The following is a 26,944-nucleotide window of genomic DNA, read 5'->3' as shown; positions in this document are numbered from 1 at the left end:
ATAATTTGAAAATTAAAAAAAATCTTTACAGTGCCGATAGTTGTTGCTAGGATTTAACGTAAATTATGTGCTTAGTGTGCAACTAGGCGATATTAAAGGGGAATTGGTGTTGTTCGATTTCTTCAAAGAGCGCACGCCACCGCTCATCGGTGTCGACATCAGTTCGACGACCGTCAAAATGGTGGAATTATCAGGGGACGGCAAGAGCTCCATTCACCTGGAGAGCTACTCCATCGCCCCATTACCCAGAGACGCAGTTGTCGACGGCAATATCGCCAGCCTTGAGAACGTCGGCGAATCTGTTCGTCGTGCCTGGAAGCTTCTCAACACCCGCGAGAAAAATGCAGCCATGGCGCTGCCCGCTGCAGCTGTGATCAGCAAAAAGGTCAACATGCAGGCCGGGCTCAGTGAAACCGAAATGGAATTACAGGTTGAGGCAGAAGCCAACCAATACATTCCATTCTCGCTCGACGAAGTCAATATCGATTTTCAGCAGCTCGATCCTTTGCCGAATTCCCCGGAAACCGTGGAAGTTCTTATCGCCGCATCCAAAAAAGAGCGTATCGAGGATCGAGTAGCCGTAGCTGAAGATGCCGGCCTCAAAGTCGTCATCATGGACGTTGAAACCTATGCAACCGAGGCGGCGTACAGTCTTGCTGCGAATCAGATTCCCAATGCCGGACGTGAACAAACCGTCATGATCGTAGACGTAGGTGCACAAATGATGCACATCAACGTCTTGCATGACAATCAATCGGTGTATACCCGCGAGCAACCCTTCGGCGGCAGCCAGTTAACTCAGGAAATCGTTCGACGCTACGGGTTGTCGGCAGAAGAAGCAGAGATTGCAAAACGCAAAGGCGGACTTCCAGAAAATTACGAGTCCGAAGTACTTGAGCCTTTCGTGCAATCGATGGCGATGGAAATTGCACGTGCTGCCCAGTTATTCACCAACTCGACTCAGTTCGGCATTGACCACATTTTGCTGGCAGGCGGATGTGCAGCAATCCCTGGAGCTATTGAAGCTGTAAGTGCGCGGACGCGGGTTAACACGATTGCAGCGAACCCGTTCGTCAACATGACCATCGCCAAACATATCGACAAGAATCAATTGGCGACGGATGCGCCAGCACTAATGATTGCGTGCGGCTTGGCAATGCGGAGGTTCGAGGCATGAGAATACGCATCAACCTCCTGCCGCACCGTCAGATCAAACGGGCAGAACGGCAGCGCCAATTCAACATCATGGCTGCCGCTACGCTTGGTGTCGCCATCGCCATCATTTTCCTGGGCTACACCTATATCAGCGCAAGCATCGATTCCCAGAACTCCCGCAATCAACGTCTAAAAGATGAGATTGCCAAGCTGGACAACCAAATCAAGGAAATCAATGGACTCAAAGGCAAAATCAATGAATTGAAAGACCGGATTCAAGCGGTCGAATCCTTGCAGAACAATCGTTCGCAAGGCGTGATTTTGCTGGATGAAATCGCTCGCCAACTGCCAGAAGCGGTTTCGCTTAAAAGCATCAGGCAAGCGGGCGATACGGTAACTTTAGAAGGGGTAGCTGATACCAACGCCCGTGTGGCCGTGGTTGTGAAAAACTTTGGTAATTCCAAGGTATTTTCATCCCCGCAGCTTATCCAGATCGTGGCACTCAACCAAAATAATCAAAAACTGAGTTCTTTTACCATGACACTCAAGCTCAACCCGGCCCCAGCCATGACTGAAGAGGCGCAACCACCCAAAGGCAAGGTATGACGCTAGACGATTTACGCAATATCGACTTCAACAATATCGGGGACTTGCCGCTCCCCGTCAAAGGCGTTCTTTTGTTGGGCATCCTGCTGGGAACTCTGCTGGCTGGTGGATGGTTTGTCTGGAAACCCATGCTCGATGACCTTCAAGCCGCAGAAGATACCGAGTGGGGCCCCGACAAACAAAGCGGGTTGCGCAAGGAGTTCGAGAACAAGGCCGGCATTGCCAATAACCTGCCTCAATACCAGGCTCAGCTCAAGGAAGCCGAGTTGAAATCGAACATCCTGCTCAAGCAATTGCCGGATAAATCGCAGATGGACGGCTTGCTCACGGATATCAACCAGGCCGGCATTGGTCGCGGTCTCGAATTCGAACTGTTCAGACCCGGAGCAGAAAAGCCTTCGGCTCTCTACGCCGAAATGCCCATTACCATCCGTGTGCTAGGCACTTATCACGACTTAGGCGCATTTGCTTCGGACCTGGGACAGATGTCTCGCATTGTCACACTGGGGCAAATCGCCATCACTCCGGTTGCTGCCAAAGATGCAAAAGGCAATGCCTCATCCATCTTGGCAATGGATGCTATTGCCACAACTTATCGCGCGCTGGACAAGGGTGATGCCCCGCCTCCAAGCAATAAAAGGCCGCACTAGTAAGGGAAGCAAATGAAGCTGTTAACTATTTCATTTTTATCGCTGCTTGCTCTTACAGCCTGCTCGGGAGGCGATGGCGACGATCTCGACCAATGGATGAAAGAGCGCAAAGCGCATGTAGGTGGAAAAATTCCACCTTTGCCAGAACTCAAAACTTATGTCCCTTTCGTTTACAACAACGATGGATCATTACACGACCCTTTCAAGGGAAGACGTGCCGCGGACAGTGCTGGCAACGGATTGAAGCCCGATTTAAGCCGGCCCAAGGAACCATTGGAAGCCTTCCCGCTCGAGAGCCTCAAATTCGTCGGCTTCCTCCAGCAAGGAAAACGTAACGTCGCGCTGATTTCCGCGCCAGACAATACCGTCTACCAGGTCAAGGTAGGCAACTATATGGGACAAAATTTCGGCTTGGTCATGAATTTGAGCAAGGATGAAGTTGTCGTCAAAGAAATGATCCAAGACGCCACCGGCGAGTACGTAGAGCGTCGAGTAACCATCAATCCGCAAGAGTAGGTGCCAAAAAATGATGAAACATCAGATTCTGAATAACAAATGGCTGGGCGTGGTAGCAGCGCTCGCCATGGGACTCTTGGCATTTAGCTCGCCCACCACGGCTGCTCCTGCAGAGACTGCGGCAGGTGCCAATACGGTAGAAAAGGTGGATTATTCCGAGCTCCCTGGCGGCAAGGTCGTCGTCAACGTCACACTCAAAAAAGAAACATCCCAAGCACCGGCGTCGTTTACAACCACAACACCCCCACGTATCGCCTTCGACTTCGTCAATGCAGACAACGGATTGACCAAAAACAGCATCTCGATCGGCGATGGACTGCTACGTAGCATTAATGCCGTACAAGCCAACAATCGCACACGTATCGTGCTCAACCTGAGCAAGACCGCAACCTATACCTCATCCGTACAAGGTCGCAACATTGTCATTACATTGCAACCGTCAACCGCTACCGGAACAGCGGAAACCACGGTGACTCATTTTGCGCAGGCAAGCGTTGCGGAACAACAGAACGCCGTGACTGCCGTTGATTTTCAACGTGGCAGGAATGGGGAAGGACGTGTGATCGTCAATCTCCAAGAGCCAGGCAGTGGCATCGATATTCGTCAGCAAGGCAAGAATCTTGTTGTCGAATTCCAGAATACGGCCATTGCTGAAAATCTTGAACGCCGGCTCAATGTCACCAATTTCGCTACCCCCGTACTGACTGTCGATACGTTCAAGAAGGGCAAGAACACTCGCATGGTGATCGAGCCCAAGGGCGAATGGGAACACTCTGCATATCAAACGGAAAAGCAATTCATCGTCGAAATCAAGCCGATCATTTTCGATCCGAACAAGATCGTACAAGGTTCCAAGACTGGTTTTAGCGGCGAAAAGCTCTCGCTCGATTTTAACGGCATCGACGTCAAGAGCTTGTTGCGGATCATTGGCGACTTTACGGGCAAGAACGTTGTGGTTTCCGACTCCATTCAAGGCACCATCACCCTTCGCCTGAAGGATGTTCCATGGGATCAAGCCCTCGACATCATCATGAAGCAAAAGGGCTTGGGCATGGATAACCTCGGCAACACGTTGGTATTCGCACCCAAGGAAGAAATTGCCGCACGCCGCAAACAGGATCAGGATCAGGAAAACCTGATCGACGATAGCAAGCCCCTGGTAACACAATCCTTCCAGATCAAGTATCAGAAGGCTGCAGACATCAAGACGCTGATCAGCGATCCTAAACAGCCCCTGCTATCCAAGCGCGGCACGGCTGTGGTTGACCCATCTACAAATACGATGTTCGTGAAGGATATCGACACAAGCATGACCAAAATTCAGGAAATCCTGAACAAGATAGACATTCCTTCCCGTCAGGTGCTGATCGAATCGCGCATCGTCCAGGCCAATGACACGTTCGGCAAGAGCTTGGGTGCTCGATTCGGTGTCGTGAAGAACAACGCGTTGACGACCAAGGGGCTTAACGCCAACGACTACATGACTAGCGGTTCGCTTTCGAGCAACTACTCCACGGCGCAAAACGCGAAGACGACGAACCCGGACGACCTAAACGTCAATCTACCCGCTTCCGCAACCGCGGGTACAGTGTCCTCCGCAGCATTAACATTGCTGCGACTGCCTGCCGGCTTCCTGTTAAACATGGAACTTTCCGCCGCAGAATCGGATTCCAAGATCAAAACGATTTCGAGCCCACGCGTGATCACGGCTAACCAGCAGGCAGCTACTTTTGATGCAGGCACTGAAATTCCTTACCAACAGGCTACAAGTTCCGGCGCAACCAGCGTTTCGTTCAAAAAGGCTACCCTGGGCGTTAACGTGACCCCTCAAATCACGCCCGACGACAAGATCAACCTCGACATCGAAGTAACCAAGGATGACGTCGGCCAAGTGTTCAATGGCGTACCGTCCATCGATACCAACAAAGTCAAGACCAAGGTATTGGTGGATAACGGTGAAACCGCCGTACTGGGTGGCTTCCTGATCGAAAGCAAGAACGACAGCACCCAGCGCGTTCCTTTCTTCAGCTCCATTCCTGTCGTGGGTAACTTGTTCAAATCCAACTTGAACACCCATTCAAAGAAAGAACTATTGTTCTTCATCACGCCCAAGATCATGTCGGACGCGATGCAACTGAACTAATTGATTTATTTGGTCGCCTTTAGGCGTTCCGGTAGAATTGCCTGCCATGAAAATGGCAGGCAATATTTTTTTAATCGGACTCATGGGTGCGGGAAAATCTACCGTAGGTAGGTTGCTTTCGAAATCCCTGGACAAGACCTTTTACGACTCCGATCACGAAATCGAGCGCAAGACCGGGGTCAACATCCCGTTGATCTTCGAGCTTGAGGGCGAGTCTGGCTTCCGCAAACGAGAGTCTCAAGCTATCGCCGAACTCGTTGTGCTGAATAACATCGTTCTCGCCACTGGCGGCGGGGCTGTGTTGCTGCAGGAAAATCGGGACGCCCTTTCCGCTCACGGCATCGTCGTGTACCTCCGTGCCAGCGTAGATGAGCTTTGGCACCGTACACGCGGCGACCGTAACCGCCCACTGCTTCAGACTGAGAACCCCCGCGAACGGCTGCAAACTCTATTTTCGCAACGCGACCCGCTCTATCGTGAAATTGCCGACTTGGTGATCGATACAGGCGGCCAACCTGTTACTTCCATCGTCACTCAAATCGAACAGTGCCTGAAAGTTAAAGATGCAAACGCTTAATGTCGAACTCGCCGAACGCAGCTACCCGATTCATATCGGCGAAGACCTGCTTTCGCAACCGGATTTAATCCTTCCCCATCTCAAACGCAAGCAAGTTGCAGTGGTCACCAACACCACTGTTGGACCGCTTTATCTCGACAAGCTTTGCAATCCTCTACGCGACAGAGGCGTTTCGGTCATTCCCATCGTGCTGCCGGATGGCGAGCAATACAAAAATGCCGAGGTGCTAGGCAAAATCTACGATGCGCTACTGGAAAATCGTTGCGAGCGACATACGACGCTGATCGCATTGGGCGGCGGCGTAATTGGCGATATGACGGGTTACGCAGCGGCGACATTTTTGCGCGGCGTACCGTTCATCCAGGTGCCGACCACCCTGCTTTCACAGGTCGATTCGTCTGTCGGTGGAAAAACCGGCATCAATCACCCGCTAGGCAAGAACATGATCGGTGCATTCTGGCAGCCCAAGCTGGTGCTGGCCGATACGACCACCCTCAACACACTGCCTGATCGCGAACTTTCAGCTGGTATCGCCGAAATTATCAAATACGGCTTGATCCGCGATATCGAGTTTTTCAATTGGCTGGAAGCCAACATGACCAAACTCATGGCGCGTGACCCCGCAGCTCTGGCCTACGCTATTCGCCGTTCTTGTGAAAACAAGGCTGAGGTTGTTGCCGCTGACGAGAGGGAGAGCGGCGAACGCGCCCTGCTCAATCTCGGTCACACTTTCGGCCATGCTATTGAGGCTGGGATGGGGTACGGCGTATGGCTGCATGGAGAAGGCGTCGCCGCAGGCACCTTGCTGGCAGCCGATCTTTCCCGCCGTATGGGCTGGCTGACGGATACCGATGTGGAAAGAATCGCAGCCATTCACCGTGCAGCTAACTTGCCAACGGTAGCGCCTTCATTGGGGACAGCAGCTTACCTCGAACTGATGGGCCTTGATAAAAAGGTGCAGGATGGCAAGATTCGACTGATCCTCCTGCAAGCCATTGGCAAGGCCGTATTTACGGCCGACTACGCCCCTCACTTGCTGCACGAAACCTTGCAAACAACCGATGCTTGAATTGGCGCCATACGCCGCGGATCCAGCGAAGTCACGGGGAAGACGGCATTCAGAACCTTCCCCCGCAGGACGCAATGAGTTTCAACGCGACCGCGACCGTATCATCCACTCCACGGCCTTTCGCCGCCTGGAATATAAAACCCAGGTCTTCGTGAACCACGAAGGCGATCTGTTCCGCACCCGCCTCACGCACAGCATCGAAGTCGCCCAGATCGGCCGGGGAATAGCCCGTAACCTCCGATTGCATGAGGACTTGGTAGAAGCCGTCGCCCTCGCCCACGATCTCGGTCATACCCCTTTCGGCCATGCCGGCCAGGATGCCTTGAATGCTTGCATGCGGGAATTCGGCGGATTCGAGCACAATCTTCAATCCTTGCGGGTTGTGGACGCACTCGAGCAAAAATATGCCGCATTCGATGGTCTCAACCTGACGTTTGAAACCCGCGAAGGCATTCTCAAGCATTGCTCCCGAGAAAACGCTCGTCAATTAGGTGATGTAGGTTTGCGCTTCTTGCAAGGACAAAGCCCCTCGCTAGAAGCCCAAGTCGCGAATCTTGCAGACGAGATCGCCTATAACAATCATGACGTCGACGATGGGCTACGTTCCGGCCTCATAACGCTGGAACAACTCTCACAAGTGGCGCTGTTTGCACGTCATCTTGACGAGGTCAAAGCGCTTTACCCTGATTTGAAAGGGCGACGTCTAATCCATGAAACCGTGCGCCGCATGATTAACTCGCAAGTGGTCGATTTATGTCAGCAGAGCCAAGCTAATATCGACACAGCAAATCCTCCTGACTTAGAAGCCGTGCGCCTGGCCAAGCCACTCATTGCGTTCAGCGGGGGCATGCAGCAGGAACAAGTGGAACTCAAAAAATTCCTGCGCCAGAACCTTTACCGCCATTACAAGGTCAACCGCATGAGCAGCAAGGCAAGCCGGATCATTACCGAGCTTTTCCAGGCCTTTGCAGAAGACCCCAACCTATTACCGGACGAATTTCAGGACCGAGCCAAGGAACATCGCCATCGAGCCATTGCCGATTACATTGCCGGCATGACCGACCGCTACGCCCACCTCGAGCATCGCCGCCTGTTCGCCATTGAAGACCAGCCATTATGAAATCCCCTGAACTCCTTGCTCCTGCCGGTACGCTTGAAAAAATGCGCGCCGCCTACGATTTCGGCGCAGACGCCGTTTATGCCGGCCAACCGCGCTACAGCCTGCGTGCCCGCAACAACGAGTTCAAGCTGGAACAGCTCGGCATCGGCATCGTGGAGGCTCACGAACGAGGCAAATTGTTCTTCGTCGCGTCCAATCTGATGCCGCACAACGCCAAGGTCAAAAGCTATCTCGCGGATATGGAACCGGTGATCGCCATGAAGCCGGACGCCTTGATCATGGCTGATCCCGGGCTGATCGCCATGGTGCGGGAAAAATGGCCGGAAATGCCGATTCACCTCTCGGTTCAGGCTAATACGGTCAACTATGCCGCAGTGAAATTCTGGAAGAGCATCGGCTTGTCTCGGGTCATCCTGTCGCGCGAGCTCTCACTGGACGAAGTCGAGGAAATCCGCCAACTGTGCCCGGATATGGAATTGGAAGTTTTCGTACACGGCGCCCTCTGCATCGCCTACTCGGGCCGCTGCCTGCTCTCCGGCTACTTCAATCACCGCGACCCCAATCAGGGCACCTGCACAAACTCCTGCCGCTGGGATTACAAAGTGCACGATACTGAAGAAGACCCTGCCGGCGTGATCAAGATGAAGGACTTTGATTTCCGCGCGGAAATGGAAAAATCCTCGCTTTCCAGCTGCGGCAGCCTGCCTCGCCATCCTTTGGCAGAAAAAATATATCTGATCGAGGAACGCGAACGTCCAGGCGAGCTCATGCCCATCATGGAAGACGAGCACGGCACCTACATCATGAATTCCAAGGATCTACGGGCGGTCGAGCACGTAGAGCGTCTGGTCAAGATCGGCGTCAACTCGCTCAAGATCGAAGGCCGTACCAAGTCGCTCTACTACGTGGCCCGCACCTGCCAGACTTATCGTCGCGCGATTGATGACGCAGTAGCCGGAAAACCTTTCGATTTCGGCCTGCTCTCCGACCTGGAAGGCCTAGCCAACCGCGGCTATACGGATGGCTTCTACGAACGCCACCACACGGCCGAGCACCAGAACTACCTCAAAGGCCATTCGGAATCGAGCCGAAGCCAGTATGTCGGAGATATCGTGAGCTTCGACGCGGCGAGCGGGTTGGCAGAAATCGCCGTGAAAAACCGCTTTTCAGTCGGCGATCGTCTTGAAATCATCCATCCATCGGGTAATCGCGAAGTGGTGGTCGAGCAGCTCACCAATACGCAGGGCGAAGCCGTCGACAGCGCCTTGGGAAGCGGCCACCGTGTGCGCTTGAGCATTTCCGGCGGGAATGTCGATAAGGCGCTGGTGGCGCGCTTTCTCTAGCTCTTGATGTAGTTTTCCAGCTGGGAAATGAGGAATTGCTGGTGGGCGATGGTTTCCTTCACTAGATCGCCGATGGAAAGCATCCCCACGATTTTTCCGTGATCCAGCACTGGCAAGTGGCGGATGCGCTTGTCGGACATCAGGTTCATGCAATCCTCCACCGTATTTTCTGGAGCGACGCTGATCACCTTGGACGTCATGATGTCCCGCACTGGGGTTTCCCTGGAGGTTTTGCCCTTCAGCACCACGTTCCGAGCGTAATCGCGCTCAGAAAAAATACCCGCCACCTGATCGCCATCCATGATCACCAGCGCACCGACTTCCATCTCCGCCATGATCAGCAAGGCGTCATAGACGCTCGCATCGGGCGTAGTGGATAACACTCGGTTGCCTTTGATTTCCAGCAATTGACGCACAGTTTTCATGTGGCTCTCCTCGTTGGTTATTTGGGCATTTTTGAAAATATTACTCTCTTTTTACGGTTTTTATACTCAGCAATAAATGAATTGAAAGTTGACATGATTAGTCAACTAACAAATAATTTGGCATGCTCCAACTACGCGACCTTCCTACGCCGGCCATCCTGGACAAATTCGTCCAGCGTTATCCTGACGCCGACGTCACCGCCGTAGTGACGTTTCTGCACTTGTTGCGCGCTGGTACCGATCTGTCTTTTGCCCTCGACGCCTATCTGCAACAACACGCATTGCTGCAAGGGCGCTGGTGGGTGCTGATCTTGCTGATGCGGGAAAGCTCGAATACGGCTGCCCCTTCGGTCTTGGCCGACAAGGCCGGCGTTTCCCGCGCCACCATGACCGGGCTGATCGATGGACTTGAACGGGACGGATTGGTAGAGCGCGTGCCGGATCCCGAAGATCGCCGCCGCCTCGCCATACAGCTCACCGCTGCAGGGCAAGCCAAGCTCGACGAAGTCATGCCTGACTATTACCGCCGAGTGCGCCAGTTGATGCAACCGCTATCCGAAAGCGAACGCAAGGTATTCATCGAACTGCTCGACAAGATTCAGGCTGGGGCCTCGTCCCTTTCTGCGCCGCTGTAACTGTACCGTCACTCATTCCAGGACCCCGCTTGACCTCCAAATCCGAACATCCTTTGGCCTCCGTCGCCGCCTTGCTTTTGCTCTCCGCAATGTGGGGCTACAACTGGGTGGTGATGAAGCTCACGCTCAACTACATCGGCGCCTTCCAGTTCAGCGCCCTGCGAACCTTCCTTGCCTCCTTGGTGCTGATGGGCATAGTCGTGATGCAGAAAAAACGGCTCAAGCCCCAATATCTGGGCTGGACGACCGTCATTGGCATTCTGCAAACCAGCGGGTTTACCGGCTTGATCATCTGGGCACTGGTCTCGGGAGGCGCGGGCAAGGTCGCCGTGTTGACCTATACGATGCCGTTCTGGGTGATGGTCCTGGCCTGGCCGCTGCTGGGAGAAAAAATTCGCGGCATGCAATGGATTGCGGCCCTAGCCTCGGTACTCGGCCTCACACTGATTCTTGCACCATGGCAGCTGCACGGCAGCCCTTTCAGCAACGTGCTCGCCGTAATGGCTGGGATCAGCTGGGCATTGGCCGTCATTCTCGCCAAAAAGCTCCATCACAAGGCGCCGGACATGGATTTGCTCTCATTCACCGCCTGGCAAATGCTGATCGGCTCGCTGCCAATCGTCGTGGTGGCCTTGCTGGTGCCTGCGCCGGCTATTCAATGGACGGGCTACCTTATCGGCGCGTTGACCTACAACATCCTGGCCTGCAATGCACTGGCCTGGCTGCTATGGTTGTATGCCCTCAAACGCATGCAAGCCGGCATCGCCAGCATGATTACCTTGCTGGCGCCCGTCATCGGCGTGCTCTCGGCGTGGATACAGCTTCACGAAGTGCCGACCCGCCTCGACCTCGGTGGGATGAGCCTCATCGCGTTCTCGCTGCTCGTCATCGCCGTTCACAGCATCCGCCGCCACGAGGAAGTCGAGCCCGCCATCGGCCAGGAGTAGCGTGTGGTAAAATCAGGCTATTTCACTGATTTATCGAGGTAGTCATGGCAGGACATTCCAAATGGGCCAATATTCAACACCGTAAAGGCCGTCAGGATGCCAAACGCGGAAAAATCTTCACCCGCCTAATCAAGGAAATTACCGTTGCGGCCCGCATGGGCGGCGGCGACCCCGGCACCAACCCACGCCTGCGCATGGCCATCGACAAGGCAAAAGCCGAGTCGATGCCCAAGGACAACATCGAAAATGCGGTCAAGCGCGGCTCCGGCACGCTGGAAGGCGTCAACTACGAAGAACTGCGCTACGAAGGCTACGGTATTGCCGGTGCCGCCGTCATGGTCGACTGCATGACCGACAACAAGACCCGCACCGTGGCCGACGTTCGACACGCTTTCAGCAAATACGGCGGGAACCTCGGCACCGACGGTTCGGTCGCTTTCCTGTTCAAGCACTGCGGCACCTTGCTGTTCGCACCCGGCACCAGCGAAGACCAGGTGATGGAAGTGGCGCTGGAAGCTGGCGCCGAAGACATCATCACCAATGACGACGGCAGTATCGAAGTGATCACTGCCCCCAACGACTTCGAAGCCGTCAAGACGGCGCTCGAAACCGCCGGCCTCAAGGCCGAAATGGCAGAAGTCACCATGAAGGCCTCCACCGAAACCGTACTCGCCGGCGATGACGGCGTGCGTATGCAGAAGCTGCTGGACGCGCTGGACGACCTCGACGACGTACAGGAAGTCTATACCTCGGCCGTTATCGAGGACTAAACCATCGCAACGTCGCCACTCACCGTCACGCGCATTCTGGGCATCGATCCTGGCTTGCGCCTGACGGGGTTCGGTGTCATCGAAAAACAAGGCGAAAAGCTGGCCTACATCGCCAGCGGCACCATCAAATCCGGCGAAGGCGAGCTACCCGCCCGCATCAAGGTCATTCTCGCCGGCCTCAACGAAGTCATCCAGACCTACACTCCCGAGCAGGTCGCCATCGAAAAAGTCTTCGTCAACGTCAATCCCCAATCCACCCTATTGCTGGGCCAGGCCCGCGGCGCCGCCATTTCGGCCGCCGTCCTGCGCGATCTTCCCGTGGCCGAATACACGGCTTTGCAGGTCAAGCAATCGGTCGTCGGCAACGGCCACGCCGCCAAGGAACAGGTGCAGGAGATGGTCAAGCGCCTGCTCAAGCTGCCGGGAACACCCAAGCCGGACTCGGCGGACGCCCTGGCCTGTGCCATTTGCCACGCCCACGGCGGGCAAGGTCTTGGGCGACTGGCCACAGCAGGATTTCGCGTGCGGGGCGGCCGCTTGATATGAGCTCAGCCGTCGTTGAACCCACTCCGTCGTTATTTCATAACCCGCTGCTGCGTTATTTCGCCGCCACTCGGCCCGCGTTTCTTTCCGCCTCGTTGACCGCAGTGCTGCTTGGCCTGGCTTCAGCCAGGCACGACAACGTACAACCGCACCTCGGACTCGCCGTCATCACCCTACTGCTCGCCCTGCTGGTCCACGCTGCCGTCAACGTCCTCAACGACTATTACGACGCGCTCAACGGCACCGACGAAGCGAATACAGAACGGCTGTTCCCGTTCACCGGAGGCAGTCGATTTATTCAAAATGGTGTATTGAGCCGCGCCCAGACCGCCATTTACGGCTATCTGCTACTGAGCCTTGCCATCCTCGGCGGATGCTGGTTGGTACTTGAGGTTGGTACAGGATTACTGTGGATCGGCATGGTTGGCCTATTCATCGGCTGGGCCTATTCGGCCACACCGCTCAAGTTGAATAGCCGAGGACTGGGCGAATTTTGTGTATTGTCCGGATTTCTCGGTGTCGTTATCGGCGCAGATTATGTGCAGCGCCAGACTTTCTCACTCACGCCATTCCTGGTCGGGCTGCCCTACGCCTTGCTCGCCACCAATTTGCTGTTCATCAACCAATTTCCCGACCGCAAAGCCGATGCAGCCGCAGGCAAGCATCACTGGGTGGTGCGATTGCCGCTGCCCTTGGCAGCAAAGATTTATCCCATTATCGCCGGGCTGGCGTTAGTCGCGATTGTCGCCATGAATGCAGCGGGAACGCTGCCGGCCGTCGCACTACTCTCTGCCCTGCCCTTGCTGTTTTCTTTCCGCGCTGCCGTCATCCTGGCCCGCCACGCGGGCACCCCTGCCGCCTTGCTGCCAGCCATTCGACTCACGCTGATAGCAATGTTGTCGCATGGTATCCTGATGGCAGGCTTACTTCTCTGGAGCCGCTCATGATCGGACGCCTCACGGGCGTATTGCTCGAAAAAAATCCCCCGCAAATTCTCATCGACGTGCACGGCATCGGCTATGAAGTCGAAGTGCCGATGAGCACCTTCTACAACTTGCCGCAAACCGGCGAGCGCGTGGTGCTGCATACTCAGTTCGTCGTGCGGGAAGATGCCCAACTGCTCTACGGCTTCGCCACCGACCGTGAACGCCAGACTTTCAGGCAATTGCTCAAGGTCAACGGCATCGGCGCAAAATCGGCGTTGGGTATTCTGAGCGGGCTATCGGTGGACGACCTCGCCCAGGCCATCGCCCTGCAAGAACCGGCGCTGTTGGTAAAAATCCCGGGGATCGGCAAAAAAACGGCTGAACGCCTGCTGCTCGAGCTGAAAGACAAACTAGGTTTCGAATCGGCCTCGGCACAACCCGTTACTGGCGGCGGAGGCTCAGGTATCAACGATGTTCTGAACGCCCTACTGGCGCTGGGCTACAACGAGCGTGAGTCGCTGGCAGCCGTAAAACAACTACCGAACGGCCTTTCCGTGTCGGACGGCATTCGACAGGCCCTCAAGGCGCTGTCCAAGACCTGATCGCATGGCAGAGACGCGCCAGCTTGCACGTATCGGTCTGGTCGCCCTGCTGATCGCGGGCTGCCTGGCCGTGCTGCTGCCCTTCATGGCGGCCATCCTCTTCGCCGTCATTATCTGCACCTGCACCTGGCCGTATTACCGCAAGCTTTGGCAGCACCTTGGCCAACGCAATACCTGGTCTGCATTGGCAATGACCCTGCTGTTGCTCATCGCGCTGATGCTGCCGATGGCCTATATCGCTGCCAACATGGCCGATTCCACAAGCCTCGTGCTTGAACAGTTACGTTCAACGCTCGAACATCCGCAACCCGCTCTACCCAAATGGCTGCGCGACCTGCCGCTGATCGGCGACCAACTCAACGACCTGTGGCAACGCATCACCAGCAGCCAGCAGGAACTGACCAAACTCTTGGGCCGGTTTTACGAACCCATGCGCAAGCTGGGACTGCACCTGGTGCAATTGATGGGCAACGGCATCATGCAACTCGTCATGGTGCTGTTTGTCGCGTTCTTCATCTATCGCGACGGACCACTGCTGGCGAAGGGGCTCAAGCTGGTGATCCACAAAATTGCGGGAGGGCTTGGGCTGGAAATGCTGGAGATCGCGGAAAGCACCATCAAGGCCGTGATGCTGGGCGTGTTCGGCACCGCCGTCGCGCAAGCCGTGGTGGCGTATTTAGGTTTTGCGATTTCCGGCAGCCCTGCGCCTTTCCTGCTGGCTGCTGCCACCTTCTTCCTATCCGTCACTGCGATAGGCCCTCCTTTGATCTGGGGTGGCGCGGCACTTTGGTTGTTCAATCAGGGCGATCAAGGCTGGGCGATTTTTCTGGCTTTATACGGCTTGCTTGTCATCAGCAGTGTCGATAATCTTATCCGCCCGATTCTCATCAGCCGCTCCTCCAACCTGCCGATGCTGCTCATCGTTCCCGGCGTATTAGGCGGCGCGGTGGCTTTCGGTTTTGTCGGCATTTTCCTCGGGCCGACGCTGTTGGTACTCGGACTGGCCCTGATGCAGCATTGGGTCTCGCAACATCACATGAATACCGGAAACACACCATGATCGAAACCGATCGTCTCATCGCCTCCGAACCGATAGGCCGCGAAGAAGAAGCGCAAGAACGCGCGCTTCGCCCCAAGGTGCTCGACGAATACATCGGGCAGGAAAAAGCACGCGGTCAGCTGGAAATCTTCATCCACGCTGCTCGCGGCCGCAGCGAGCCGCTGGATCACGTCCTGCTGTTCGGACCGCCCGGCTTGGGCAAGACGACACTGGCACACATCATCGCCAAGGAAATGGGCGTCAACCTGCGCCAGACTTCAGGCCCCGTACTGGAACGCGCCGGCGACCTGGCAGCACTCCTGACCAATCTCGAACCGCACGACGTGCTGTTCATCGACGAAATTCACCGTCTCAGCCCGGTGGTTGAAGAAATCCTCTATCCGGCGATGGAGGACTATCGCCTCGACATTATGATCGGCGAAGGCCCTGCTGCGCGCTCAGTGCGGCTCGATCTGCCGCCCTTCACCCTAGTCGGTGCGACCACTCGTGCCGGCATGCTAACCAATCCGCTGCGCGACCGCTTCGGCATCGTGGCGCGTCTCGAGTTTTATACGCCGGAAGAACTGGCGCGTATCGTCAACCGTTCCGCCGGGCTGCTGGACGTGCCGCTGGCGGAAGACGGCGCCTTGGAAATCGCCCGTCGTTCGCGCGGCACGCCGCGTATCGCCAACCGCTTGCTGCGTCGGGTCCGGGACTATGCTCAGGTCAAAGCCAACGGCACGGTGAGCTCTGCCGTCGCCGACGCGGCCTTGTTGATGCTGGACGTAGACCGACTGGGCCTGGACGTGATGGATAGAAAACTACTCCTGGCCATCGTGGAGAAATTCGGCGGCGGGCCGGTGGGCGTAGAAAGCCTGGCGGCCGCCATCGGCGAAGAACGGGACACCATCGAAGACGTGCTCGAACCCTACCTCATCCAGCAAGGCTACATGATGCGCACCCCGCGCGGCCGTGTAGCGACCAACGTGGCCTACCAGCATTTCGGCCTGCCGCAACCGAAAACCAACAATGGCACTCCTGGACTGTGGGATGAATAAATTCGTCTGGCCGGTACGCATTTACTACGAAGATACCGACGGCGGCGGCGTCGTCTACCATTCCAACTATCTGAAATTCTTTGAGCGGGCCCGCACAGAGTGGCTGCGCAGCCTGGGCTACGATCAAGTGGAACTCCGTGATGAGAATGATGTCTTGTTCGTGGTACGCAGCATTCAGATAAAATACCTCCTGCCCGCACGTTTCAATCAATTGCTCGACGTCGTGACTCAAATATCCCAGCTTGGTCGCTGCCGCATTGTTTTCGAGCAGAAACTGCAACTCGGCGATGAGATACTGACCGCAGCCACCGTCGAAGTGGCCTCTGTTTCTGCCACTTCGTTCAGACCGGTGCCGATCCCGGAATCGATGCGACAACAATTTGAAAGCCAACAATCGTGAACGCAATCATGGAGCAAGACCTTTCCGTCATCACCCTGATCACTGGCGCCAGCGTGCCGGTACAGGCCGTCATGGGCATTCTGCTGCTCGGCTCGCTGGTCTCTTGGTGGTACATCTTCCTTAAAGTCTTCACGCTGAGCCGTGCCGAGCGCGAAGCCGTCGAGTTCGAACGCGCCTTCTGGACCGGCGGCGACCTCACCAAGTTGTACGACAGCATCACTGCCGGCCGCCGCACGGTACAAGGCATGGCGAGCATCTTCGAAGCCGGGTTCAAGGAATACGCCCGACTCAAGAAGCAAGGCATGACGGACGTCAGCAACCTGACCGAAAGCGCGCGACGCGCCATGAAGGCGGCCTACAATCGCGAGATGGACGACCTCGACGCGCATTTGCCTTTCCTCGCCTCGGTTGGTTCGGTAAGCCCGTACATCGGCTTGTTCGGCACCGTGTGGGGCATCATGAACGCCTTCCGCGGTTTGGCGAATGTCGCCCAGGCCACCTTGGCTCACGTAGCCCCCGGCATCGCGGAAGCGCTAATTGCCACGGCTATCGGCCTGTTCGCAGCCATTCCTGCGGTGATTGCCTATAATCGTTTCGCAGCGAACGTAGACCGGATCGCCGTACGCTACGAGAGCTTCATGGAAGAGTTCACCAACATCCTGCAGCGAAAGGGTTGATCGTGGCTCGCTCCAACCGTCCGCGCCGCCGCATGATGAACCAGATCAACGTCGTGCCTTATATCGACGTGATGCTGGTGTTGCTGGTCATCTTCATGGTGACGGCGCCAATGACGAATCCGGGCGTGGTCGAACTACCTCAGGTAGGGCAATCACTAAAGCAACCCGCTGCGCCCTTGGTTATTAGCGTTCTTCAAGACAAAACCATTCAAATTGAAGAAAAGAAATTACAACTCAATGACCTGATCCCGGTCGTTCAAGAGAGCATGGAAAAGCATCCGGGTCAGGCTGTAGTCATTTCGGGCGATAAAAACGCACGTTATGAAGATGTCATCAAAGTCATGGACATGCTCAAACAACACAAGATCGACAAGGTCGGGCTGCTGCTCAAGCCTGCTTCCTGATGCTGCGCCGTAGGGAAAATTCGCTCGCATGGCCCGCCGGCGTCCTGGCCGTACTGGTGCATGCACTGTTTTTTGCGGTAATGGTGTTTTCTTTCAGCTGGAAACACATTTCTCCCGGCCAGGAAGTCGCTCAAGTGGAGTTATGGGACACCCTGCCACAGCCGCATGTACCAAAACCCGAGCCCAAGCCAGAACCCAAACCCGAGCCACCCCCGCCTCCACCACCGCCAAAGCCGGAACCCAAGCCTGAGCCCCCAGAGCCCAAGGCCGAGATTCAACTCAAGGCCAAGCCTCCTGCGCCCGAGGTAAAGAAACCGCCCAAGGTGGAACCGAAAAAACCGGAAGTGGACCTCAAGGCCAAGGAAGAGGAAAAAAAGCGCGAGGATGAAAAGAAACGCAAGGAAGCTCTGCGCAAACTACAGGAAGACCTCCTCAAGGACGACAAGCCTGTCGATCGCGAGGCCGACAAAGCCGTTGCCGATGCCAAAGCAGCGGCAGACGCCAAGCGTGCCGCCCAGGCTCAGGCAGCGTTAAGTGGGGTAAGTAACGAATACGAAGGCAAAATCATTGCCAAAATCCGGAGTTATGTGAACAAGCAGCTTTGCGGCCCCGGCAAGCCAACGCTTTCGTTCAATGTTCACTTGATGCCGACAGGGGAATTGAGCGGTGATCCCAAGCTCGTTAAATCGAGCGGTATTCCAGCCTGCGACCAAGCCGTGGAGCGCGCGATTTTGCAGGCGCAACCATTGCCATTACCGCCTCAACCGGAACTTTTTGCGCATTTTCGTGACTTAACACTGAAATTCCGTCCAAACGACGACCAATAGCTTGTTTTATAATCCCGCCTATGACACGTCTACTTCTGGTATTCCTCTTCCTGTTTCCCGCGATTTCGCATGCCCTTGATATCGAAATCGTCGGCGGTGCGGCCCAGCAAATTCCCATTGCGGTGGTCCCTTTCAACCAGCCGCCCGGGGTTTCTCCGGAAAGCGTTTCAACCATCGTGGCCAACGACCTCCGTCGCAGTGGTTTTTTCCGTTTGCTGGAAACTCGCGGAGTTGCTACTCAGCCGCATGAACTTTCGGAAGTAAAGTACCCGGAATGGTCAGCCTTGCAAGCGCAAGCCCTGACCATCGGCAAAGTCGAGCCTTCCAGTGGGGGCCATGTGAAAGTAACGTTCCGCCTGCTCGATGTATTGAAACAAAGTCAGCTCGCAGGCATGGAATTCGATGTTGCGCCCACACAGCTGCGCAAAACCGCCCACAAGATCGCCGACATCATTTATGAAAAACTGACCGGCGAACCCGGCGTGTTCTCCACCCGGATCACTTACGTGAACAAAACCGGCAAGCATTACAGCCTGGTAGTGGCCGATGCCGACGGTGGCAGCCCGCAAACCGTACTCTCAAGCACCGAGCCGATTATTTCCCCGGCCTGGTCTCCGGATGGCACCAAGCTGGCCTACGTCTCGTTCGAGAAGAAAAAGCCGGTCATCTTCGTGCAATCCCTGACTTCCGGTCAGCGTTACGTACTGGCGAATTTCAAGGGCAACAACAGCGCGCCGGCATGGTCTCCTGATGGCAAACGTCTTGCCATCGTGCTGACCCATGGCGGCAACTCGCGCCTGAGCCTGATCAATGCCGATGGCACCGGCATGCAGCCGCTCTCGTCCGGCTCGGCCATCGATACCGAGCCGGATTGGTCTCCGGACGGCAAGTGGATTTATTTCACCTCGGACCGCGGCGGCAGCCCGCAGATTTACAAAATCTCACCCTTGGGCGGCGATGCGCAACGCGTCACCTTCGAAGGCAGCTATAATGTGAGCCCTCATGTTTCGCCCGACGGCAAATGGCTGACTTACATCCGGCGCGACAGTGGCAAGTTCCAAGTGGCAGTTCGCGAATTGGCTAGCGGTCAATCGCAAGTCATCTCGGATTCTACGCAAGATGAATCTCCGAGCTTCGCCCCCAACAGCAGAATGATTATTTACGCCACCAGCGTCGGCAACCGCGGCATTTTGTCGGTGACTTCCGCTGACGGCCGTGTGAAGCAGCGCCTCAGTGAAATGGGAGATGTCCGTGAGCCCTCCTGGGGCCCGGCAGCTAATTGATTTTTGTTAATTGACCTCTTGAAGGAGAAAAAGATGAATAAGCAACTGATCGGAAGCGTGCTCCTAGCAGCACTTCTGGTAGCATGTTCCAGCAAGCAAGTGAAGGAAGAGCCCAAGGCCGCCGTGGAAGAAAAGAGCCCTGCCGTCACGGCCAAGGCTCCTGAAGCCGCCCAGCCTCAAACCTCCACCGCCCAAACGTCTGCTGCCAATGACCAGAACGTTTCCTTGAATCCGCTCAAGGACCCCAACAACATCCTGTCCAAGCGCAGCATCTACTTCGACTTCGACAAGGATGAAGTGAAGGCCGAGTTCCGTCCGTTGGTCGAAGCCCATGCCAAGTACCTGGTGGCTCACCCCGATGCCAAGGTAGCCCTGCAAGGCAACGCCGACGATCGCGGCAGCCGCGAGTACAACCTGGCCCTGGGTCAGCGCCGTTCCGTCGCTGTGAAGAAGGCCATGAACGTCCTGGGCGTAAACGACAAGCAGATCGAAACCGTCAGCTACGGCGAAGAAAAGCCCCGTTGCTCCGACAAGACCGAAGCCTGCTGGGCTGAGAACCGCCGCGTCGACGTGATCTACTCCGGCGAAGAGTAATATCGCCTGATGAAAAAATCAGTTCTGATTTTTTGTCTGCTCATGGGCAGCTTCAACGCTGCCCATGCGGCTTTTTTCAGCGACGATGAAGCGCGCAAAAAGATTGCCGACCTGCAACAGCAAGTCACGCAACTTCAAACCCAGCTTCAAGCCAAGTTAGACGACGAACTGAAGCAGCGTCAGGCCGTCGAAGGCCGTGTTTCAGCTGTTGAAACCCAACTCCGCAGTCAAGGCATGATCGATCTGCTCAACCAGATCAACAATCTCAATGCCGAGCTCGGAAAGATCAAAGGTCAGCTCGAAGTCATGTCTCATGACGTCGAGGTGACGCAAAAGCGCCAGCGCGACCTGTATGCCGACCTCGACGGACGCCTGCGCAAACTTGAAAGTGGACCTGCGCCAGCAGCGCCGACTTCGGCAACGCCTCCCGGCCCTGCTGATACAGCTGCAGCGACTGCTCCCCAGAATGCCAATCCCAGCCCAGCACAACCTGCACCCGATACCGGCGCTGAACTGAAGGATTATGAAGCGGCTCATGCTTTGTTCAAGGCAGGTAAATACGCCCAATCAGCCGATGCATTCGACAAGTTCATTGCCGCTTACCCTGATAGCAAGTTTGCCCCCAGCGCACAATACTGGTTGGGGTATGCGTATTTCTCGCAAAAAAATTACAAGGGTGCGATTGCAGCCCAAGAGAAGCTGATCCAGCGCTATCCGGATCATCAAAAAGCACCGGATGCGATGTACAACATCGCCAACAGCCAGATTCAGCTTTCCGATATCGACGGCGCCCGCCAAACGCTGAAATCCTTGATCGCCAAGTATCCAGTGAGCGATGCCGCACCTCTCGCGAAAAAGCGCTTGGCAGCACTCGATTCACTCAGGTCGAAGAACTAGTTTGTCGCTCCGCATCCACGAAATCTTTTTCTCCTTGCAGGGAGAAACCTCCCGCATGGGGCTGCCGACCGCATTCGTGCGGCTCACAGGCTGCCCCCTGCGCTGCGGTTATTGCGATACTGCCTACGCCTTTCAGGGCGGTTCCACCATGGAACTCGCTGAAATTCTGGATAAAGTCGCCGCGACTGGGGCTCATTATGTGACTGTGACCGGCGGCGAACCGCTGGCGCAAAAAGATTGCCTACCATTGCTGAAGCAGCTTTGCGATGCAGGGTATAACGTCTCGATCGAAACCGGCGGTAGCCTGGATATTTCCGGTGTCGATCCGCGTGTTTCCGTTATTCTCGATATCAAAACGCCAGGTTCCGGGGAAGTATCCAAGAACCTCTGGACCAATCTCGACCACATCAAGCCCAAGGACGAGATCAAGTTCGTCATCTGCAATCGCGAAGATTACGAATGGGCCAGACAGGTGTTGCAAGAACGGCAGCTGGCGGAACGGTGCCCGGTCCTCTTCTCTCCCGTCTATGGTGAAATTTCTGCGCGCGACTTGGCGGAGTGGGGGTTAGCGGACAAATTGCCCGTTCGCTTCCAGGTGCAGTTGCACAAGATTCTTTGGGGCGAGGAGCCAGGGCGATGAAAAAAGCCGTCGTGCTGCTTTCCGGCGGGCTGGATTCCGCCACTGTACTAGCCATCGCTCGGAGCCAAGGCTACGAGTGCTATTGCCTGAGCTTCGACTATCATCAACGCCATGTGGCTGAGCTGGATGCTTCTCGCCGTGTGGCCGCAGCGCTGGGTGCTGCCGAACATCGTGTATTCCAGCTCGACTTGTCGGCGTTCGGTGGATCGGCATTGACCGATACCTCTATCGCGGTACCGCAAAGCCCAACCGAAGGCATCCCCGTCACCTATGTCCCGGCCCGAAACACCATCATGCTCTCCCTGGCGCTGGCCTGGGCTGAAGTCCTGGGGTCACGCGACATCTTCATCGGCGTCAACGCTGTCGACTATTCCGGCTACCCCGATTGCCGCAAGGAATACATCGAGGCATTCCAACGCATGGCCAACCTTGCCACCAAAGCTGGCGTGGAAGGCGATACCGTCGAAATTCACACTCCGCTCATCGACCTGAGCAAGGCTGAAATCATTCGCCAAGGCACAGCCTTAGGTGTTGATTACAGCTTGACGGTTTCCTGCTATCAGGCCGACGCCGAAGGCCATGCTTGCGGCCAATGCGACTCCTGCCGGTTGCGCCATGAGGGCTTTGTAGCCGCTGGCCTAGCAGACCCCACTCGAATGATTTGAATCGCTTGCAGCCGCCCAGGCTTGCAGGCATTATTGCCGGGGATTTTTTAAGAGGATTTCAAATGGATAAAGTCGTTGCCGTTGCAGCCCGTGTTCTTTTGGCGCAAATCTTTTTGGTCGTTGGGATTAACAAGGTTATTTTCAGTGCCCAGAATCCGGACTTCTACAATCAATTCCTGGCGCATCTTGGCAGCATGGGTTTGCCCCCCATCCTAGCACCGCTGATGATCATTATCGAAGTCGGCGCTGGCGCTGCTTTGCTGCTCGGTTGGAAGACCCGCATGGCCGCTTGGGTGCTGGCGCTTTACAGCGTATTCATTGCGTTCCTGCTGCACCGCGGTGATGGTTTGCTCCTGCAAAACCTTGCGATTGCCGGCGGCATGCTGGCGATGGTGGCTTATGGTCCCGGCCCTTGCAGCCTGGACAACCTCAAGAAGAAAAACTGACCTTCAACTGGCGGCTTAATCAACCAGTATTAATCCGCCAGTTTCACATCTCCCCACTTGGCCATGAGGTCGTGCTCGATGCCAAGCTGATCGAGAATCTTGGCGACAATAAAATCGATAACGTCCTGCACGGTGGACGGCCGATGATAGAACCCGGGATTGGCAGCCAACATGGTGACGCCGATCCTGGATAGTTTCAGCATGTTTTCAAGGTGAATCGGCGAGAACGGCGTCTCGCGCGGCACCAGAATCAACTTGCGACCTTCCTTGATCATCACGTCAGCCGCCCGTTCGATTAAATTCTCGCTCGAACCGTTGGCAATCGCTGACAACGCGCCCATCGTACAGGGGCACACCACCATCGCATCCGCAGCACCAGTCCCCGAAGCAATCGGCGCCATCCAATCTTCCCGCGCAAAAACGTGGAGCTGCTCAGGTCGGCATTTGAAGCGCTCCAGCAGCATCGTGCGTGTTTCAGCGGTACGTGCCGGCAACGCCATATCGAGTTCCTGCATGGCGACGAACTGTGCAGCTTGGGAATAAACGAGAAAGACGGTGTGGCCGTCGGCCAACAAAGATTCCATCAATCGCATGGCGTAGCCAAGGCCAGAAGCCCCGGTCAATGCCAATGTAATGGTCTTCTTCATGCCGCCAGATTTTTAGGAAGTGGGAACACGACGCGCTCGACGATGCCTTCCAATTCGTCGACTTGTGCGGCACCTAGTTCGCGTAGCCGGGCCACGACTTCTTGCACCAGCACTTCAGGGGCAGAAGCACCAGCCGTCACGCCAACTCGCGTTTTTCCGACCACCCAGGCAGGATCCAGCTGGCTCGCGTTGTCGACCATGTAAGCTTCAATGCCCTGGTTACGCGCTACTTCGCGCAAGCGGTTGGAATTGGAGCTATTCGGCGACCCGACAACCACGACGAGATCGCACTGCGCCGAGAGCGACTTCACCGCATCCTGACGATTTTGAGTGGCATAGCAGATGTCGTCGCTCTTCGGGGCCGCGATTTCTGGGAAGCGCTGCTTCAAGGCCTCGACCACCTTTGCTGCATCGTCCATCGACAAGGTTGTTTGCGTGACGTATGCCAGCTTGGCGGGGTCTTTCACGGCCAGTTGCGCTACGTCTTCCGGCGTCTCGACCAGATACATGCCGCCTTCGCTTTGCCCCATGGTGCCTTCGACCTCGGGATGTCCCTTGTGGCCGATCATGATGATTTCTCGGCCCTGCGCGCGCATCTTGGCAACTTCCATGTGAACCTTGGTCACAAGCGGACAAGTCGCATCGAATACCTTGAGGCCGCGGGCTTCTGCTTCTTCACGCACCGCCACTGAAACACCATGCGCACTGAAAATGACGGTATTGCCCGGGGGCACTTCATCCAGTTCCTCGACGAAAATAGCGCCCTTGCGCTTGAGTTCGTCCACGACGAATTTGTTGTGCACCACTTCATGACGCACATAAATGGGTGCGCCAAAGCGCTCCAACGCTTGCTCGACAATAACGATGGCACGATCGACACCGGCACAAAAGCCGCGGGGATTAGCCAAAACAACCTGCATAGATTTCACACTAATTTCCTAACCAATTGGCAAACGTCAGCAGCAACATCAACGCCAGCATCAATACCAGCGCACGCCAAATTAAACCGACCGTGCTCATCAGATAGTCGGCATCTGCGACATCGCCCAGCCCCATCTCGGGGCGGTATTCCAAAATGCCTTTGAACGGCAAAGGCTCGCCGATCCTAACACCTAGCGCTCCGGCACCGCTTGCAAGCATGATGCCCACAGCTTCGTTTTTCCAGGCAGCTGCCTGGGTGCGCCAGCAATACAAAGCGTCCTCGAAATCGCCGACAACTGCAAAGCAAACCGCGGTGAACCTGACGGGAAGCCAATCCAGCCAATAAAAAATGGTGCGTGGCACGCGATTGAACGGTTCATCCTGCCCGCCCCACACCGCGTCTACGGACTGCGAAAGACGGTACAACACCGCCCCTGCCGGCCCCAATAGCATGAACCAGAAAATAGGGGCGTATAGACTGTAGTGGGAACGCATCAGGGTTGTCTCGATGGCGACACGAGATATCTCACCAGCACCGTAAGCCTCTGCGGATTGACCGCTCCAGAGTTCGAGCCGCTCCCGCGCATCCTGGATATGGTTGTCGCGTAGCGCTTTCGCAATGGCCTCTGCCGGAGCGCTGAAGCCACGAAAATCCAAAACCAAATAGAGTACAACCACACCGTAAAGCGTCGCCAACGGCACCGCAAAGTGCCATAACAGGTAATAAGCTACCGCGATCAGCAGCGTGGGCAAGAGTGCCGACAACACCCAGGCAATAAAGCCGTGGCGTGCATGGCCGTCGTTGAGGTTGCGTTCCATCAAGCGCGAAAAATCGCGATGCCAGTGACCGGCCGCAAACTTGACCGGCAACGGGCGATAGTAAGTCAGCAGCAGTGCCCCGAGAAGAACCAGAAAACTCATCTTCTTAGCGCCATTTCAATGGTGAGCGTATTTTCGTGCGCCGTTTCTGCAACAGGCAACTCCAACGCCAATCCATGCATATCGAGATAGCTGAGCAATGCGCCGTAAGCCTTGCCGTAGACGATGAAAGGATGGCCGCGGGCACTGACGACAACCGCCTGGCGCTGGGGTAAATCACCGACCAGCAGCGGCGCTGCAGGCTGTGCGTTTGCATCGATGACGATACCGGCGCGTGCATGGCGCTGAGTCGAAGGTGTCTTGCGAGGATCGTCCTCGATCAACGTGATAGCTTGCCCAGCGGTGATTTTCTGCTGCTTGAGTAAATCGGCAACTTCGCGCTGCTTGTCCTCGGCCTTGCTGTAATCGCCCTCAGAGACAAGATAGGCGTAACGCATGGCATTGCGTTGTTCGACCTTGATTTCGGGAGTTGAAAATGCGCCCCACCACCAGAAAACGACTAGAAGCGGCAAGACGAATGCGAGTAAAAAGTATGGCCATTGCTTATTCATCGCCATGAAGATAGCACAATCTGGCGGTGCTTTGAATGAAACGGATATAATAGTCGGCTTTTCAAAGAGATACGGACGCGGCCGAATGAAAAAAACTGCCACCCTGCTGATCAATTGCCCTGACCGCAAAGGTCTGGTCGCGGCGATTGCCGATTTCCTCTATCGCCATAACGCCAATATCCTGCACGCCGATCAGCATCAGGATGCGGCGGAAAACCTGTTTCTAATGCGCGTGGAATGGGACTTGGAAGGATTCGGCCTACAGCCGGAGGAATTCGAGCGCGAATTCACACCCATTGCCCAGCAGTTCCAGATGCAATGGCAGCTCAAGCTTTCCGGCCAAAAGCCGCGTCTCGCCATTTTTGTGTCCAAATACGATCACTGCTTGGTCGATCTGCTGTATCGCCATCAAAGCGGCGAACTCGCCTGCGATATTCCGCTGATCATCAGCAACCATCCCGATACGCAACGGATCGCTGACTTTTACGGCATTCCGTTCGAAGTAGTTGAGGTCACCAAGGAAAACAAGGCCGAGGCCGAGTCCAGACAGTTCGCGCTGCTCGATGAACACAAGATCGACTTGATCGTACTTGCGCGCTATATGCAGGTGCTATCGCCGGAATTCGTAAAACGCTACCCGCAGCGCGTCATCAACATCCATCATTCGTTCTTGCCGGCATTTGTCGGTGCACGGCCATACCATCGTGCTTTCGAACGCGGGGTAAAGCTGATCGGCGCCACCAGCCATTACGTTACAGAGGTGCTGGACGAAGGACCGATCATCGAGCAGGACATCGTGCGCGTCTCGCACCGCGACCAATTGGAAGACCTGATTCAGAAAGGTCGCGACCTGGAAAAAGTGGTGCTCTCGCGCGCGGTGCGTTGGCATGTGGAGAACCGGATTCTCCTCTACTCCAACAAGACAGTCATTTTCGACTAATTGTCGAGTCGATAATCGACCCCGGTAATTAAATAAAAAAGGCGAGAAT

33 protein-coding genes are annotated in these 26,944 nt (G+C 55.7%); 28 read left to right on the top strand and 5 right to left on the bottom strand.

From position 1 onward, the window contains the following. Positions 1-106: 106 nt before the first annotated feature. From NMK_RS07300 to trhP, 9 genes are read left to right on the top strand one after another with little or no spacing between them, the layout of a single operon-like run. Positions 107-1,177: a pilus assembly protein PilM gene (locus tag NMK_RS07300; RefSeq protein ID WP_109015196.1), complete on the top strand. Its 1,071-nt coding sequence runs from the start codon at positions 107-109 to the stop codon at positions 1,175-1,177. After that, positions 1,174-1,761 carry a PilN domain-containing protein gene (locus NMK_RS07295; RefSeq protein ID WP_109015130.1) on the top strand — a complete coding sequence of 196 codons (588 nt, stop codon included), beginning with the start codon at positions 1,174-1,176 and terminating at the stop codon, positions 1,759-1,761. Before NMK_RS07300 ends, NMK_RS07295 begins: the two co-directional genes overlap by 4 nt. Then, on the top strand, positions 1,758-2,411 hold the full coding sequence (locus NMK_RS07290) for a type IV pilus inner membrane component PilO (RefSeq protein WP_109015129.1): 654 nt from the start codon (positions 1,758-1,760) through the stop codon (positions 2,409-2,411). Before NMK_RS07295 ends, NMK_RS07290 begins: the two co-directional genes overlap by 4 nt. A gap of 12 nt (positions 2,412-2,423) precedes the next feature. Beyond that, positions 2,424-2,927 (top strand): pilus assembly protein PilP, encoded by a 504-nt coding sequence (locus tag NMK_RS07285; protein ID WP_109015128.1) that lies wholly within the window; start codon positions 2,424-2,426, stop codon positions 2,925-2,927. 10 nt (positions 2,928-2,937) lie between these two features. Beyond that, complete coding sequence (locus tag NMK_RS07280; protein WP_227871412.1) at positions 2,938-5,070, top strand: type IV pilus secretin PilQ; 2,133 nt, start codon at positions 2,938-2,940, stop codon at positions 5,068-5,070. 52 nt (positions 5,071-5,122) lie between these two features. After that, positions 5,123-5,647 carry a shikimate kinase AroK gene (gene aroK / locus NMK_RS07275; RefSeq protein ID WP_109015195.1) on the top strand — a complete coding sequence of 175 codons (525 nt, stop codon included), beginning with the start codon at positions 5,123-5,125 and terminating at the stop codon, positions 5,645-5,647. Then, positions 5,634-6,716, top strand: a complete 1,083-nt coding sequence (gene aroB / locus NMK_RS07270) for a 3-dehydroquinate synthase (RefSeq protein WP_109015126.1) — start codon at positions 5,634-5,636, stop codon at positions 6,714-6,716. The genes aroK and aroB overlap by 14 nt, the downstream gene beginning before the upstream one ends. Then, entirely contained in the window at positions 6,709-7,836 is a 1,128-nt protein-coding gene (locus tag NMK_RS07265) for a deoxyguanosinetriphosphate triphosphohydrolase (protein WP_109015125.1), read from the top strand. The genes aroB and NMK_RS07265 overlap by 8 nt, the downstream gene beginning before the upstream one ends. Beyond that, positions 7,833-9,179, top strand: coding sequence for a prephenate-dependent tRNA uridine(34) hydroxylase TrhP (gene trhP, locus NMK_RS07260; protein WP_109015124.1), 1,347 nt, complete (start codon positions 7,833-7,835; stop codon positions 9,177-9,179). Before NMK_RS07265 ends, trhP begins: the two co-directional genes overlap by 4 nt. On the opposite strand, the gene NMK_RS07255 is transcribed toward trhP, so the two are convergent. Next, complete coding sequence (locus NMK_RS07255) at positions 9,176-9,604, bottom strand: CBS domain-containing protein (RefSeq protein ID WP_109015123.1); 429 nt, start codon at positions 9,602-9,604, stop codon at positions 9,176-9,178. The two genes, trhP and NMK_RS07255, sit on opposite strands and share 4 nt — an antisense overlap. A gap of 122 nt (positions 9,605-9,726) precedes the next feature. On the opposite strand from NMK_RS07255, the gene NMK_RS07250 reads away from it, so the two are divergent. The 18 genes from NMK_RS07250 to NMK_RS07165 all read left to right on the top strand — a co-directional run bounded on the left by NMK_RS07250 (position 9,727) and on the right by NMK_RS07165 (position 22,957). Beyond that, positions 9,727-10,239, top strand: a complete 513-nt coding sequence (locus NMK_RS07250; RefSeq protein WP_109015122.1) for a MarR family winged helix-turn-helix transcriptional regulator — start codon at positions 9,727-9,729, stop codon at positions 10,237-10,239. A gap of 29 nt (positions 10,240-10,268) precedes the next feature. Next, entirely contained in the window at positions 10,269-11,186 is a 918-nt protein-coding gene (locus tag NMK_RS07245; RefSeq protein WP_109015121.1) for a DMT family transporter, read from the top strand. 44 nt (positions 11,187-11,230) lie between these two features. Next, positions 11,231-11,956 (top strand): YebC/PmpR family DNA-binding transcriptional regulator, encoded by a 726-nt coding sequence (locus NMK_RS07240; RefSeq protein ID WP_109015120.1) that lies wholly within the window; start codon positions 11,231-11,233, stop codon positions 11,954-11,956. A gap of 3 nt (positions 11,957-11,959) precedes the next feature. Continuing rightward, positions 11,960-12,502 (top strand): crossover junction endodeoxyribonuclease RuvC, encoded by a 543-nt coding sequence (gene ruvC, locus NMK_RS07235; RefSeq protein WP_109015119.1) that lies wholly within the window; start codon positions 11,960-11,962, stop codon positions 12,500-12,502. Beyond that, positions 12,499-13,446, top strand: coding sequence for a prenyltransferase (locus tag NMK_RS07230; RefSeq protein ID WP_109015118.1), 948 nt, complete (start codon positions 12,499-12,501; stop codon positions 13,444-13,446). The genes ruvC and NMK_RS07230 overlap by 4 nt, the downstream gene beginning before the upstream one ends. After that, on the top strand, positions 13,443-14,027 hold the full coding sequence (ruvA, locus tag NMK_RS07225; protein WP_109015117.1) for a Holliday junction branch migration protein RuvA: 585 nt from the start codon (positions 13,443-13,445) through the stop codon (positions 14,025-14,027). The genes NMK_RS07230 and ruvA overlap by 4 nt, the downstream gene beginning before the upstream one ends. A 4-nt stretch (positions 14,028-14,031) precedes the next feature. After that, positions 14,032-15,087 (top strand): AI-2E family transporter, encoded by a 1,056-nt coding sequence (locus NMK_RS07220; RefSeq protein ID WP_109015116.1) that lies wholly within the window; start codon positions 14,032-14,034, stop codon positions 15,085-15,087. Then, positions 15,084-16,124, top strand: a complete 1,041-nt coding sequence (ruvB, locus tag NMK_RS07215; RefSeq protein ID WP_109015115.1) for a Holliday junction branch migration DNA helicase RuvB — start codon at positions 15,084-15,086, stop codon at positions 16,122-16,124. The genes NMK_RS07220 and ruvB overlap by 4 nt, the downstream gene beginning before the upstream one ends. Further along, on the top strand, positions 16,117-16,524 hold the full coding sequence (gene ybgC, locus NMK_RS07210) for a tol-pal system-associated acyl-CoA thioesterase (protein WP_109015114.1): 408 nt from the start codon (positions 16,117-16,119) through the stop codon (positions 16,522-16,524). The genes ruvB and ybgC overlap by 8 nt, the downstream gene beginning before the upstream one ends. A gap of 8 nt (positions 16,525-16,532) precedes the next feature. Beyond that, positions 16,533-17,201, top strand: a complete 669-nt coding sequence (gene tolQ, locus NMK_RS07205; RefSeq protein ID WP_109015194.1) for a protein TolQ — start codon at positions 16,533-16,535, stop codon at positions 17,199-17,201. A gap of 32 nt (positions 17,202-17,233) precedes the next feature. Next, positions 17,234-17,605 carry a biopolymer transporter ExbD gene (locus NMK_RS07200; protein ID WP_370848491.1) on the top strand — a complete coding sequence of 124 codons (372 nt, stop codon included), beginning with the start codon at positions 17,234-17,236 and terminating at the stop codon, positions 17,603-17,605. After that, on the top strand, positions 17,605-18,432 hold the full coding sequence (gene tolA, locus NMK_RS07195) for a cell envelope integrity protein TolA (protein ID WP_109015113.1): 828 nt from the start codon (positions 17,605-17,607) through the stop codon (positions 18,430-18,432). Before NMK_RS07200 ends, tolA begins: the two co-directional genes overlap by 1 nt. A gap of 20 nt (positions 18,433-18,452) precedes the next feature. Beyond that, positions 18,453-19,715 carry a Tol-Pal system beta propeller repeat protein TolB gene (gene tolB, locus NMK_RS07190; RefSeq protein ID WP_109015112.1) on the top strand — a complete coding sequence of 421 codons (1,263 nt, stop codon included), beginning with the start codon at positions 18,453-18,455 and terminating at the stop codon, positions 19,713-19,715. Positions 19,716-19,748: 33 nt separating this feature from the next. Next, positions 19,749-20,309, top strand: coding sequence for a peptidoglycan-associated lipoprotein Pal (gene pal / locus NMK_RS07185; protein ID WP_109015111.1), 561 nt, complete (start codon positions 19,749-19,751; stop codon positions 20,307-20,309). Positions 20,310-20,318: 9 nt separating this feature from the next. Then, a complete protein-coding gene (ybgF, locus tag NMK_RS07180) occupies positions 20,319-21,206 on the top strand; it encodes a tol-pal system protein YbgF (protein WP_109015110.1) in 888 nt (295 codons plus the stop codon). A gap of 1 nt (position 21,207) precedes the next feature. Next, positions 21,208-21,846, top strand: a complete 639-nt coding sequence (gene queE / locus NMK_RS07175) for a 7-carboxy-7-deazaguanine synthase QueE (RefSeq protein ID WP_109015109.1) — start codon at positions 21,208-21,210, stop codon at positions 21,844-21,846. Further along, positions 21,843-22,511 (top strand): 7-cyano-7-deazaguanine synthase QueC, encoded by a 669-nt coding sequence (queC, locus tag NMK_RS07170; RefSeq protein WP_109015108.1) that lies wholly within the window; start codon positions 21,843-21,845, stop codon positions 22,509-22,511. Before queE ends, queC begins: the two co-directional genes overlap by 4 nt. Positions 22,512-22,573: 62 nt before the next feature. Continuing rightward, positions 22,574-22,957, top strand: coding sequence for a DoxX family protein (locus NMK_RS07165; RefSeq protein ID WP_109015107.1), 384 nt, complete (start codon positions 22,574-22,576; stop codon positions 22,955-22,957). Between the two features lie 29 nt (positions 22,958-22,986). Here the strand turns inward: NMK_RS07165 and NMK_RS07160 are convergent, their stop codons facing one another. From NMK_RS07160 to NMK_RS07145, 4 genes are read right to left on the bottom strand one after another with little or no spacing between them, the layout of a single operon-like run. Next, on the bottom strand, positions 22,987-23,604 hold the full coding sequence (locus NMK_RS07160) for a flavin prenyltransferase UbiX (RefSeq protein WP_109015106.1): 618 nt from the start codon (positions 23,602-23,604) through the stop codon (positions 22,987-22,989). After that, entirely contained in the window at positions 23,601-24,524 is a 924-nt protein-coding gene (ispH, locus tag NMK_RS07155) for a 4-hydroxy-3-methylbut-2-enyl diphosphate reductase (RefSeq protein WP_109015192.1), read from the bottom strand. Before ispH ends, NMK_RS07160 begins: the two co-directional genes overlap by 4 nt. A 10-nt stretch (positions 24,525-24,534) precedes the next feature. Then, on the bottom strand, positions 24,535-25,446 hold the full coding sequence (locus NMK_RS07150; protein WP_109015105.1) for a CobD/CbiB family protein: 912 nt from the start codon (positions 25,444-25,446) through the stop codon (positions 24,535-24,537). Beyond that, positions 25,443-25,916 (bottom strand): GyrI-like domain-containing protein, encoded by a 474-nt coding sequence (locus NMK_RS07145; RefSeq protein WP_181376194.1) that lies wholly within the window; start codon positions 25,914-25,916, stop codon positions 25,443-25,445. The genes NMK_RS07150 and NMK_RS07145 overlap by 4 nt, the downstream gene beginning before the upstream one ends. Before the next feature lie 124 nt (positions 25,917-26,040). Here NMK_RS07145 and purU point away from each other — a divergent pair, with 124 nt between their 5' ends. Then, complete coding sequence (gene purU / locus NMK_RS07140; protein ID WP_109015103.1) at positions 26,041-26,895, top strand: formyltetrahydrofolate deformylase; 855 nt, start codon at positions 26,041-26,043, stop codon at positions 26,893-26,895. Positions 26,896-26,944 lie beyond the last annotated feature (49 nt).

The organism is Novimethylophilus kurashikiensis (assembly GCF_003112435.1).
In the GTDB taxonomy this organism is placed as follows: domain Bacteria; phylum Pseudomonadota; class Gammaproteobacteria; order Burkholderiales; family Methylophilaceae; genus Novimethylophilus; species Novimethylophilus kurashikiensis.
This window is presented reverse-complemented; position numbering and strand designations above follow the sequence as displayed.

Coding starts and splice junctions, on each gene's coding strand:
- NMK_RS07295 (WP_109015130.1), top strand. CDS start 1,174: ATGAGAATACGCATCAACCTCCTGCCGCACCGTCAGATCAAACGGGCA.
- NMK_RS07290 (WP_109015129.1), top strand. CDS start 1,758: ATGACGCTAGACGATTTACGCAATATCGACTTCAACAATATCGGGGAC.
- NMK_RS07285 (WP_109015128.1), top strand. CDS start 2,424: ATGAAGCTGTTAACTATTTCATTTTTATCGCTGCTTGCTCTTACAGCC.
- NMK_RS07280 (WP_227871412.1), top strand. CDS start 2,938: ATGATGAAACATCAGATTCTGAATAACAAATGGCTGGGCGTGGTAGCA.
- aroK (WP_109015195.1), top strand. CDS start 5,123: ATGGCAGGCAATATTTTTTTAATCGGACTCATGGGTGCGGGAAAATCT.
- aroB (WP_109015126.1), top strand. CDS start 5,634: ATGCAAACGCTTAATGTCGAACTCGCCGAACGCAGCTACCCGATTCAT.
- NMK_RS07265 (WP_109015125.1), top strand. CDS start 6,709: ATGCTTGAATTGGCGCCATACGCCGCGGATCCAGCGAAGTCACGGGGA.
- trhP (WP_109015124.1), top strand. CDS start 7,833: ATGAAATCCCCTGAACTCCTTGCTCCTGCCGGTACGCTTGAAAAAATG.
- NMK_RS07255 (WP_109015123.1), bottom strand. CDS start 9,604: ATGAAAACTGTGCGTCAATTGCTGGAAATCAAAGGCAACCGAGTGTTA.
- NMK_RS07250 (WP_109015122.1), top strand. CDS start 9,727: ATGCTCCAACTACGCGACCTTCCTACGCCGGCCATCCTGGACAAATTC.
- NMK_RS07240 (WP_109015120.1), top strand. CDS start 11,231: ATGGCAGGACATTCCAAATGGGCCAATATTCAACACCGTAAAGGCCGT.
- NMK_RS07230 (WP_109015118.1), top strand. CDS start 12,499: ATGAGCTCAGCCGTCGTTGAACCCACTCCGTCGTTATTTCATAACCCG.
- ruvA (WP_109015117.1), top strand. CDS start 13,443: ATGATCGGACGCCTCACGGGCGTATTGCTCGAAAAAAATCCCCCGCAA.
- NMK_RS07220 (WP_109015116.1), top strand. CDS start 14,032: ATGGCAGAGACGCGCCAGCTTGCACGTATCGGTCTGGTCGCCCTGCTG.
- ruvB (WP_109015115.1), top strand. CDS start 15,084: ATGATCGAAACCGATCGTCTCATCGCCTCCGAACCGATAGGCCGCGAA.
- ybgC (WP_109015114.1), top strand. CDS start 16,117: ATGAATAAATTCGTCTGGCCGGTACGCATTTACTACGAAGATACCGAC.
- tolQ (WP_109015194.1), top strand. CDS start 16,533: ATGGAGCAAGACCTTTCCGTCATCACCCTGATCACTGGCGCCAGCGTG.
- NMK_RS07200 (WP_370848491.1), top strand. CDS start 17,234: ATGATGAACCAGATCAACGTCGTGCCTTATATCGACGTGATGCTGGTG.
- tolA (WP_109015113.1), top strand. CDS start 17,605: ATGCTGCGCCGTAGGGAAAATTCGCTCGCATGGCCCGCCGGCGTCCTG.
- tolB (WP_109015112.1), top strand. CDS start 18,453: ATGACACGTCTACTTCTGGTATTCCTCTTCCTGTTTCCCGCGATTTCG.
- pal (WP_109015111.1), top strand. CDS start 19,749: ATGAATAAGCAACTGATCGGAAGCGTGCTCCTAGCAGCACTTCTGGTA.
- ybgF (WP_109015110.1), top strand. CDS start 20,319: ATGAAAAAATCAGTTCTGATTTTTTGTCTGCTCATGGGCAGCTTCAAC.
- queC (WP_109015108.1), top strand. CDS start 21,843: ATGAAAAAAGCCGTCGTGCTGCTTTCCGGCGGGCTGGATTCCGCCACT.
- NMK_RS07165 (WP_109015107.1), top strand. CDS start 22,574: ATGGATAAAGTCGTTGCCGTTGCAGCCCGTGTTCTTTTGGCGCAAATC.
- NMK_RS07160 (WP_109015106.1), bottom strand. CDS start 23,604: ATGAAGAAGACCATTACATTGGCATTGACCGGGGCTTCTGGCCTTGGC.
- ispH (WP_109015192.1), bottom strand. CDS start 24,524: ATGCAGGTTGTTTTGGCTAATCCCCGCGGCTTTTGTGCCGGTGTCGAT.
- NMK_RS07150 (WP_109015105.1), bottom strand. CDS start 25,446: ATGAGTTTTCTGGTTCTTCTCGGGGCACTGCTGCTGACTTACTATCGC.
- purU (WP_109015103.1), top strand. CDS start 26,041: ATGAAAAAAACTGCCACCCTGCTGATCAATTGCCCTGACCGCAAAGGT.